This window comes from Streptomyces silaceus (genome assembly GCF_001419745.1).
Lineage (GTDB): Bacteria > Actinomycetota > Actinomycetes > Streptomycetales > Streptomycetaceae > Streptomyces > Streptomyces silaceus.
In genome coordinates this window covers 1-2,450 of sequence record NZ_LIRJ01000626.1, presented here as the reverse complement: position 1 = coordinate 2,450, position 2,450 = coordinate 1, and the positions used below count along the sequence as shown (strand labels likewise).

At 72.0% G+C, this 2,450-nt stretch carries 2 protein-coding genes and 1 pseudogene; all 3 read left to right on the top strand.

Annotated features, from left to right (window positions below; all coding sequences use genetic code 11):
• Nucleotides 1-370: pseudogene (locus tag AOK22_RS41730) on the top strand (acyltransferase domain-containing protein); the annotation flags it as partial.
• 28 nt (nt 371-398) lie between these two features.
• Nucleotides 399-959, top strand: coding sequence for a cysteine hydrolase family protein (locus tag AOK22_RS37960; RefSeq protein WP_055703198.1), 561 nt, complete (start codon nt 399-401; stop codon nt 957-959).
• 213 nt (nt 960-1,172) lie between these two features.
• Nucleotides 1,173-2,450: MBL fold metallo-hydrolase (locus tag AOK22_RS37955; protein ID WP_055703197.1), on the top strand; the 1,278-nt coding region annotated here is incomplete at its 3' end.

Sequence of the window (2,450 nt, the reverse complement as noted above, 5' to 3'; positions counted from 1 at the left end):
GCCCCCGCGGGGGCGCACTGCGGACCGCTCACCCCGGCGGCCTGCGGCGCCTCCTTCGCGGCGGCCCGCCCGCCACCACCCGGAGCGGCCGGTCACCTTCGCGACCTGCCACTCCTGGCTCCTCGACCGCACGTTCGCGGACCATTTGCGCCCTGATGCCACCATCGTCAACTTCCGACGCCGGTTCACCCGGCACGGAGACAGACCGCGATGCGACTCGGACGTCCTGGAGTTCGTCTTCGACGCCCCGCCAGGAACCACCGAGATCACAGGGCTGCCCCGCCGGAGCACCCTCCAGCGAGCCCCGCTCGACCACCTCGAACACGGCCGGCACTGGTCCATGGAACGCGGTTGGATGCGCCTACCCTGAGGGCTGCGACACCGTTCCTGGAGGCGACATGGGCCGTGCCCTTCTCGTGATAGACGTCCAACAGGCCATCGTCGACCTCGTCGACGACGGCTCCGGATATCTGCCACGGGTGCGCGCGGCGATCGAGGCGGCGCGGGCGGCGGACGTACCGGTGATCTACGTGGTCATCGCACTGCGCCCCGGCTTCCCGGAAGTCGGCACGCGCAACAGGGCTCTCGCCGCCATCGCGGAGGCCGGGTGCTACGTCGAGGGCGCCCCGGGCACCGAGATCCACCCCGACGTCGCGCCCCTGCCGGGCGAGGTCGTGGTCACCAAGAGACGGGCCAGCGCGTTCTCCGGCAGCGACCTCGACGTGCTGCTGCGGGCGCGCGGTATCGACAGCCTCGTACTCAGCGGGATCGCCACCAGCGCCGTCGTGCTGTCCACGCTGTGTCAGGCGAACGACCTGGACTTCGGCCTCACGGTGCTTTCCGACGCCTGCCTGGACATCGACCCCGAACTGCACCGCTGCCTGATCGAGCGGTTGTTCCCGCAGTGGGCCGACGTCCTCACGGTCGACGACTGGAGCAAGACACTCACGCCTCAGTAGCGGCGGTCGAGGCCGTCGAGGAATCCTCCGGCGACGCCGTTTCTCCATACCCCACCGGGTACCCGGCCCCTTAGGGGCGGCGGTGCCATGGGGGCAGTCCATGTGCCCGGCTTGCGCATCTGCACCCCCTGGAATACCCCCCTGGGTATCCCTGTTACTGTAAAAGACAGATACCCCCCGGGGTACACCGACTCATGTGGAGGAGCCGCAGCCGTGTTCTTCGCCGACACCCTGGAACTCGAAGGCCTGGGCAACCGCAGCTACCTGGCCGGCGGTGCCCGCGACGCGGTCGTGATCGACCCGCCGCGCGACATCGACCAGGTCATCGCCGCCGCGGCGAGGCGTGGGGTGCGCGTCGCGTACGTGGCGGAGACTCATCTGCACAACGACTACGTCACCGGGGGACTGGAGCTGGCCCGCGTCACCGGCGCTGCCTACCTGGTGCCCGCGGCCGCGCAGGTGGCCTTCGCCCGCACGCCGATAGCCGACGGCGACACCGTCCAGGTGGACGAGGGACTGGTGCTGCGCGCGGTCGCCACCCCCGGCCACACCCCGCACCACACCTCCTACGTCCTGGAAGAGGGCGGGCGCGGAGTGGCGGCGTTCACCGGCGGATCCCTGTTGATCGGCACGGTGGGCCGCCCCGACCTGGTGGAGCCGCGGCTCACCGAACAACTGGCCCGTGCCCAGCACGCCTCCGCCCACCGCCTGGCGGCCGAGCTGGACGACGACGTGCCGGTGCTGCCCACGCACGGGTTCGGCAGCTTCTGCTCCTCCTCCCAGGCCGAGGGGGACGCGACCACGATCGGCAAGGAGCGCGCCACGAACGACGCGCTCACGCAGGACGTCGACACCTTCGTCGCGCAGCTCCTGGCGGGGCTGGAGGACGTGCCCGCGTACTACGCGCACATGGGTCCGGCCAACGCCGCCGGTCCCGCGCCGATCGACCTGACCCCGCCCGAGCGCGCCGACGCCGAGCAGATCGCGCGACGGCTGGCCGCGGGGGAGTGGGTGGTGGACCTGCGCAGCCGGGTCGCGTACGCCGAGGGGCATGTGGCCGGGTCGTTCAACTTCGAGGGCGAGGGCAAACTCGCCACCCATCTGGCCTGGTTGATCCCGTGGGGCAAGCCCGTCACCCTGCTCGCCGACACTCCGGAGCGGATCGCCGACGCCCAGCGCGAGCTGGCCCGGGTCGGCATCGACCGCCCTGCCGCCGCGGCCACCGGGAACCCGGCCGCCTGGATCCGTGAGGGCGAGGCACTCGCCTCGTTCCCCCGCGCGGCCTTCGCCGACCTCGCCCGGGTGCGCGAGCGCGGTGAGCGGGTGGTCGTACTCGACGTACGCCGCGACTCGGAACGCGCCACGGGGCACGTCGAGGGTTCCGTGCACATTCCGCTCCACGAACTGCACGGGCGGACCGGCGAGGTGCCGCCCGGCAGGGTGTGGGTGCATTGCGCGGGCGGGATGCGGGCGGCGATCGCCGCGTCCCTG